Annotated in this window: 7 protein-coding genes; 3 read left to right on the plus strand and 4 right to left on the minus strand. The window is 76.3% G+C overall.

The window, feature by feature from the left end:
- Positions 1-50 precede the first annotated feature (50 nt).
- A complete protein-coding gene (locus tag HCN52_RS07280; RefSeq protein WP_168087537.1) occupies positions 51-860 on the minus strand; it encodes a GntR family transcriptional regulator in 810 nt (269 codons plus the stop codon).
- Between the two features lie 140 nt (positions 861-1,000).
- On the opposite strand from HCN52_RS07280, the gene HCN52_RS07285 reads away from it, so the two are divergent.
- From HCN52_RS07285 to HCN52_RS07295, 3 genes are all read left to right on the plus strand, one after another.
- Entirely contained in the window at positions 1,001-1,915 is a 915-nt protein-coding gene (locus HCN52_RS07285) for a (2Fe-2S)-binding protein (RefSeq protein ID WP_168087538.1), read from the plus strand.
- 168 nt (positions 1,916-2,083) lie between these two features.
- Positions 2,084-3,142: a DUF2637 domain-containing protein gene (locus HCN52_RS07290; RefSeq protein ID WP_168087539.1), complete on the plus strand. Its 1,059-nt coding sequence runs from the start codon at positions 2,084-2,086 to the stop codon at positions 3,140-3,142.
- Between the two features lie 37 nt (positions 3,143-3,179).
- Positions 3,180-3,554, plus strand: coding sequence for an SRPBCC domain-containing protein (locus HCN52_RS07295; protein ID WP_168087540.1), 375 nt, complete (start codon positions 3,180-3,182; stop codon positions 3,552-3,554).
- A gap of 70 nt (positions 3,555-3,624) precedes the next feature.
- Here the strand turns inward: HCN52_RS07295 and HCN52_RS07300 are convergent, their stop codons facing one another.
- The 3 genes from HCN52_RS07300 to HCN52_RS07310 all read right to left on the minus strand — a co-directional run bounded on the left by HCN52_RS07300 (position 3,625) and on the right by HCN52_RS07310 (position 6,347).
- Positions 3,625-4,119: a methylated-DNA--[protein]-cysteine S-methyltransferase gene (locus HCN52_RS07300; protein WP_168087541.1), complete on the minus strand. Its 495-nt coding sequence runs from the start codon at positions 4,117-4,119 to the stop codon at positions 3,625-3,627.
- 106 nt (positions 4,120-4,225) lie between these two features.
- A complete protein-coding gene (locus tag HCN52_RS07305) occupies positions 4,226-5,758 on the minus strand; it encodes an AlkA N-terminal domain-containing protein (protein ID WP_168087542.1) in 1,533 nt (510 codons plus the stop codon).
- 118 nt (positions 5,759-5,876) lie between these two features.
- Positions 5,877-6,347, minus strand: a complete 471-nt coding sequence (locus tag HCN52_RS07310) for a PPOX class F420-dependent oxidoreductase (protein ID WP_168087543.1) — start codon at positions 6,345-6,347, stop codon at positions 5,877-5,879.
- Positions 6,348-6,487 lie beyond the last annotated feature (140 nt).

The raw sequence follows: 6,487 nt of genomic DNA on the forward strand, positions 1-6,487 counted from the left end.
GGGACACCGGGCTCCCGGCCGCCGCACGGGCCCGCGGAGAGCGGCGCGGGTCAGACCCGGGTGAGGTGGTCGCGCAGCAGCCGTTCGGCGAGGGTCGCCTCACCTTCCGCGAGCGCGTCGAGCAGCGCGACGTGCTGGAGCGCGGTGGCGCGCAGGACAGAGGGCGGGGAGGCGGGCCGCCCCGCCACCGGCGCCTGACTGCGCCGCAGCATCTCCACGGCCGCCTCGGTGAGCTGGCGGTTGCCGGTCAGCTCCAGCAGGCCGCGGTGGAAGGCGAGGTCCGCCTCGGCATAGCCCTGCCGGTCCCCCCGGCCCGCGGCGACCACCGAGGTGTCCGCGACCGTACGCAGCGCCTGCCAGCCCGGGGCCGCGGTGAGGCAGCGGCCGCTCTCCGCGGCGCGGGCGTCGGACTCGGCGCGGCCACCCCGTGCGGCGGCGGCCGCGCCGCGGGAGCCGGTACGGGCCCGGCGCACGAGTCCGAGCACGGCGGGAACCTCCAGCGCGGTCCTGACCTCCGCCAGTTCGGCGAGGTCGCGGTCGCTGAGCCCGGCGACGCGGAAGCCCCGGTTGGGAACCACCTCGACCGCGCCCTCGCTGGCCAGCCGCTGCATCGCCTCCCGTACGGGGGTGGCGGAGACGCCGTACCGCTCCGCGAGGGAGCGGGCGGAGTAGACCTGCCCGGCCAGCAGCCCGCCGGCGGCGAGCGCGGCCCGCAGTTCGGCCAGCACCTGGTCCCGCACAGAGTGGCGCGCGGGCAGCTGCGGGGCCTCCGACAACGCGGGGTGCCGCGGATGCGGCAGGGGCGTGGCAGCGGAGGGGCGCGCCGGGCCGGGGGCCGGATCCGGCCGGGTCTGTTCCATCCGCTTCCGCCGTTCCGTCCGCGCCGCGTCCCGCTCTGCTCCGACCAGCAGCACTCTAGGCGGGTTGCCCGGGTCGGCGCAGCCCCCGACAGGAAGGTAAGGTAAGGCTTACCTGGAAACGATCACGATGCGGTGGCACCATGACGCTCCTTCCGGCCCCTCCCGCCGGCTCTGCAGCACAGCAGCACGCCCCCACCCGCGCGGCGGCGACCTCGCCGTTGTGGCCCGCCTACGCGGCGCTCAACGGTGTCCTCGGGCACCTGCGGGTCGAGGAGAGCGCCGAGCCGGGCGCCGGCGGTCCTGCCGCAGGCTGGCTGCGCGGTGCCGATCTGGTCGAGGACGCCGCGGCGCTGGACGCGTTCGTCGACGCGAGCGAGCGGGAGAGCACCGCCGCCTACGGGGTCGGGGTCCGCCGGGACGTCGCCGCCGGGTTCGCGCTCCATCGCTACGCCTGGCCCGCGACGGCACTGTTCTCCCTGCCCTACTTCCTGGTCCGGCGGGTGCCGCGCCTGGCCCCGGCGGACGTCGCGCTCCACAGTGACGAGGGCAGGGTCGCGGTGCGGGTGCGGGAGTTCGCCTGCCTGCCGGACGATCCGGCGGTGGGTGCGCCGGGCGCGCGGCCCGTCGCCTCCGAGGAGGCGCTGCGGGCGGAGCTGCGCGGCGCGCTCTCCGCCCACATGGCCCCGGTACTGGAGGTCTTCGCGCCGCGGATGCGCCGGCGGGCCCGCGCCATGTGGGGCACGGCCACCGACGAACTCGTCGAGGGGCTCTGGTACGTCGGGAAGCTGCTGGGCGAGGAGCGACGGGCGCGGACGGAGGCGGAACTGATCCTTCCGGGCAGCACCGCGCCGTTCTCCGGCGGCGCCGCCTTCCGCGACATCGCGACGGGCTGCGGCGGCCGACTGCCGACCCGCGACCGGGTGACCTGCTGCTTCTTCTACACCCTCCGTCCCGACGCGACCTGTGTGACCTGCCCGCGGACCTCCGACGCGGAGCGCGTCGCCCGCGAGGGACGCCCCCGACCGGTCGAACAGGATGCCGACGCACCGGTGTGAATTCGGAACAAACGCCCTACCGCCCCCGCGTACACCACTCGTTCGCGGGGGCTTTTCGCTGAGCCGGGCGGTCGGCCTCCCTCGTCCGCGAGGATGCACGGATCGAGGACGCCCGCGGACGCACCGGCGGCGGGTGCGAGGACGACGGGTCGGACGAGGGGCAGCCGAATGACGCTGACCGATGTGCATGTCAACTGGGTGTTGGGCGCGGCGATTCTGCTGGTCGGCACCCTGGTCGCGGTGGTGCTGCTGGCGCGGGGCAGGCAGCGCGCGGCCACCGCCGGGGACGGCGCCGCGGAGGATTCCTGGGAACGGATGGAGGAGCGGCGCCGGCGCAAGGAGCGCATGTACGCCACCGCCTCGTACACGCTGCTCTTCTGCTGCGCGGGGGTGGCGGCCGCGCTCTCCTTCCACGGGCTCGTCGGGTTCGGCCGGGAGAACCTCAACCTCTCCGGCGGTTGGGAGTACCTGGTCCCGTTCGGACTCGACGGCGCGGCGATGTTCTGCGCCGTGATCGCGGTCCGGGAGGCCAGCCACGGGGACGCCTCGGTCGCCTCCCGGATGCTGGTCTGGCTCTTCGCGGGCGCGGCGGCGTGGTTCAACTGGGTCCACGCACCGCGCGGCGAGATGCACGCCGGCGCCCCGCACTTCTTCGCGGGCATGTCGTTGTCGGCGGCCATCCTCTTCGACCGGGCGCTGAAGCAGACCCGCCGGGCGGCGCTGCGGGAGCAGGGGCTGGTCCCGCGACCGCTGCCGCAGATCCGTTTCGTCCGCTGGATGCGGGCGCCGCGCGAGACGTTCGGTGCGTGGTCCCTGATGCTGCTGGAGGGCGTGCGGACCCTGGACGAGGCGGTGGACGAGGTCCGTGACGAGCGGCGCGAGCGCGAGACCAAGAAGCGCCGCGAGAAGGAGCAGCGGCGCCTGGAGCGGTCCCGCAACCGCGCGCTGCGCCGCCAGCACCGCATGTTCGGTCGCGGCCGCGTGCCGCGGGTGGAGGTGGCGGTGGGCGGCGCCGGGTCGGCGCCGGTCGGGGCGGCCGAGGCCGCCCCCCGCGAGCCGGGTCAGCTTCCCGCCGCACGGCAGGCGCCGGGACTGTCGACCGCGGCCACGGCCGCCACTTCCCCGGCCCCGGAGCCGAAGCCCCGGGCGTCGGTCAGCGGCAGCGGCCGGGCGCCGCTGGACACGCTGGAGGCCAAGCTCGCGCAGATCGAGAAGCAGTTCGACTGACCGGCGCTGGTGGGGCTTCGCCACCTCGTCCTGGCAGGTGTGCGAGATCGACCTGCGGCCGGGCGGCACCTGGCGCTACGTGGTCCACGAACCGGGTGACGGCGGCGGCTACGACGTCGCCTTCCACGGTGAGTTCCGCGAGGTGCGGGCTCCGCACCTGCTGGTGACGACCGAGGTCCACGAGGGGATGCCACCGGCGACGGCGCTCGACACCGTGCAGTTCGACGAGGACGAGCACGGTGTCACCACCCTCACCCTCGACGTGCTCCACGAGGTGCCGGCGCATCGCGACGCGCAGCTCGCCACCGGGATGGAGGGCGGCATGCAGGTCTCGATGGACCGGCTGGAGGAGCTGGTGACGCGGGGCGCGCACCGCCCCGACCAGCCGCCGCCGGCCTCTCCCCCGGCCTGAGCGGGGGGCGTCCCCCGCTCGGGCGGCGGTGGGCCCGGCCGGGCGGCGTCACGCGGCGGTGGCCCGACCGTCAGAGCAGCAGTCCCTGGCCCAGGTGCCCCTCCAGGGTCAGCAGGTGGCGCTTCCGGTCGACGCCGCCGGCGTAGCCGGTGAGGGTGCCGTTGGCGCCGACGACCCGGTGACAGGGGCGGATGACACTGATCGGGTTGTGCCCGACGGCGCCGCCCACGGCGCGCGAGGCGTTGGCGGGCAGCCCCGCGGCGACGGCGAGCGCGCCGTAGGTGACGGTGGTGCCATAGGGAACGGTGTCCAGCGCGTCCCAGACGCGCCGCCGGAACTCGCTCCCGACGACCTCGAAGGTCAGGTCGAACTCCTTGAGATCGCCGGCGAAGTAGGCCGCGAGTTGGCGGGTGGCCTCGGGGAACGCGGTGTCGTCCCGCTGCCACCCCTCGCCGATCGCGGGCTCGTACCTCTGCCCCGCGAAGGCGAGGTGGGACAGGACGTCCGGTCGCGGTCCGGCGAGCGTCATCTCGCCGAGCGGGCCGGGGACGATGGTGTAGCGCATGGTGGTGATGTCCGATCGGGTCAGGGACGCCGCCGGCGGTGGGCGGTTCCTCGTGGGTCGGGTGCCGGTCGGCCCCGGGAGAGCGCTCCCGAGGCGGCGCCGCAGGTCAGCCGCCGGGCGACGCGGCCGGCACCGGCTCCGCCTCCGCGACGTGGTCGGGGCGGGTGTCGTGCAGGGCCACGGCGGCGCGGGGTGTGGCGGAGGCCGCCAGCCAGAGGTGGTGCAGGGCGTAGCTCCGCCACGGACGCCACCGCTGCCCGCTGCTTGCGCCGGGCGCGCCCAGCCGGGTCGCACCGTGCCGTGCGCCGGCGTCGCCGGCCAGCAGCACGTCCGGGTCGGCCAGGGCGCGCATGCGGATGTATCCGGCCGTCCACGGGCCGATGCCGCGCAGGGCCAGCAGCCGCTGCTCCGCCTCCTCCCGGTCGGTGCCGGGGTCGAGGACGAGGTCGCCGCCGGCGAGCGCGCCGGCGAGGGTGCGGAGCGCCGTGCGGCGGGCGTCGGGCATGCGGAGTCCGCCCAGGGGTGCGTCGGCGATCTCCGCCGCCGACGGGAAGAGGTGGGTGAGACCGCCGTCGGGGGCGGGCAACAGGGTGCCGCCCGCGGCGACCAGGGCCGCGGTCAGGTTCCGGGCGGCGGCGACGGTGACCTGCTGCCCGAGCACCGCCCGCAGGGCGAGTTCGTCGGGGTCCGTGGTGCCGGGGGACCGCACACCGGGGCGTGCCGCCACGGCCGCGCCGAGCACGGGGTCGGCGGTGAGCCGCTCGCGGACGGCGAAGGGGTCGGCGTCGAGGTCCAGCAGCCGCCTCACCCGCTGCACGGCCGCGGTGAGGTCGCGCGGGTCCAGGAGGGTCAGCCGGGCGGGCAGCCATCCGGGACCGCCCGCCTCCCCGACCTCCGCGACCCCGTGGCCGTGCGGGAGCCGCAGCGTCCGGCGGTACCGGCGGTCACCGGGCGCGCCGACGACCTCCTCGATGCCCGGCACCGCGCGGCGTGCGAGGAAGTCGAAGACCTGGTCGCCGTCGAACGGTCCGCGGTGGGCGAGCCGCAGGGCGATGCCCTCGGTCGTGCCGGTCCCCGGTCCCGGGCCGGCCGCCCGCAGCCGGCTGGGGGTGCGGTCGTACACCTGGCGCACGGTGTCGTTGAACTGGCGGACGCTGGAGAAGCCGGCGGCGAAGGCGACAGCGGCGATGTCGAGCGTGGTGGTCTGCAACAGCGTGCGGGCCGCGTGCGCCCGCTGCGCCCGGGCGAGCGCCACCGGTCCGGCGCCCACCTCGTCGACGAGCTGACGGCGGAGCTGCCGTTCGCTGTAGCCGAGGCGGGCGGCGAGGCCGGTGACGCCCTCGCGGTCGACGACGCCGTCGGCGATCAGCAGCATGGCCCGGCCGACCGCGTCGGCCCGGACGTTCCACTCGGCGGAGCCGGGCACCGCGTCGGGGCGGCAGCGGCGACAGGCCCGGAAGCCGTCGGCCTGCGCGGCGGCCGCGGAGCGGTGGAAGCGGACGTTGGCCCGCTTCGGCGTGGTCGCCGGGCAGCTGGGGCGGCAGTAGATCCCCGTACTGGTGACGCAGGTGAAGAACACCCCGTCGAAGCGGGCGTCACGGGCACGCACCGCCTCGTACCGGGCTTCGTCGTCGTTCATATGGTCCAGTGTGACGCGCCGCGCCGTCGCGGTCCGGCGGAAAACGGACACGGGCCTGGCACGCCGCGGCGCGGGAGCGGCCGACGCGGCGGGGCGGCCGCACGACCGCGGTGCCGTGTCAGCTCCCGGGCGCCAGCCGCGCGGGGAAGCCGCCGGTGGCGACGGGGCCCCAGCGCTCGGGGGTGACGCGGATCAGGGACTTCCCCTGCCGGACCATGGCCTCGCGGTACTCGTCCCAGTCCCCGTGCTCGCCGGCGATGTTGCGGAAGTACTCGACGAGGCCGTCCACCGCCTCGGGGACGTCGAGAACCTGGGCGGTGCCGTCGACCTGGACCCACGGGCCGTCCCACTCGTCGGAGAGGACGATGACGCTGACCCGCGGGTCGCGGCGGGCGTTGCGCGTCTTGGCCCGCTCGGGGTAGGTGGACATCACGAGGCGGCCGGAGTCGTCCACGCCGCAGGTCAGCGGGGAGCCCTGCGGGCTTCCGTCACTGCGGCGGGTGAGGAGGACGGCCCGGTGGCGGGGCCGCAGGAACTCCAGCAGTTCCGGGAGTTCGACGCGGGTGTTGGTGGCGATCGAAGGGGTCATGCCCCGACCCTAGACCGCCGGGCACCGGCGGCTGCGGTGCCACGTCCCGGTGCGGAGCCGACGGGCCGACGCGCGGTCGGGGCACGCGCGGTCGGGGCACGGGCGGGTCGGCCCGCACGGCAGCGGCGCCCGGCCCGGGC

Origin of the sequence: Streptomyces bohaiensis (assembly GCF_012033785.1) — a bacterium.
GTDB lineage: Bacteria > Actinomycetota > Actinomycetes > Streptomycetales > Streptomycetaceae > Streptomyces > Streptomyces bohaiensis.

Coding starts and splice junctions, on each gene's coding strand:
- HCN52_RS07300 (WP_168087541.1), bottom strand. CDS start 4,119: ATGCGCTACACCATCGTCCCCGGCCCGCTCGGCGAGATGACGCTCGCC.
- HCN52_RS07280 (WP_168087537.1), bottom strand. CDS start 860: ATGGAACAGACCCGGCCGGATCCGGCCCCCGGCCCGGCGCGCCCCTCC.
- HCN52_RS07305 (WP_168087542.1), bottom strand. CDS start 5,758: ATGAACGACGACGAAGCCCGGTACGAGGCGGTGCGTGCCCGTGACGCC.
- HCN52_RS07310 (WP_168087543.1), bottom strand. CDS start 6,347: ATGACCCCTTCGATCGCCACCAACACCCGCGTCGAACTCCCGGAACTG.
- HCN52_RS07285 (WP_168087538.1), top strand. CDS start 1,001: ATGACGCTCCTTCCGGCCCCTCCCGCCGGCTCTGCAGCACAGCAGCAC.
- HCN52_RS07290 (WP_168087539.1), top strand. CDS start 2,084: ATGACGCTGACCGATGTGCATGTCAACTGGGTGTTGGGCGCGGCGATT.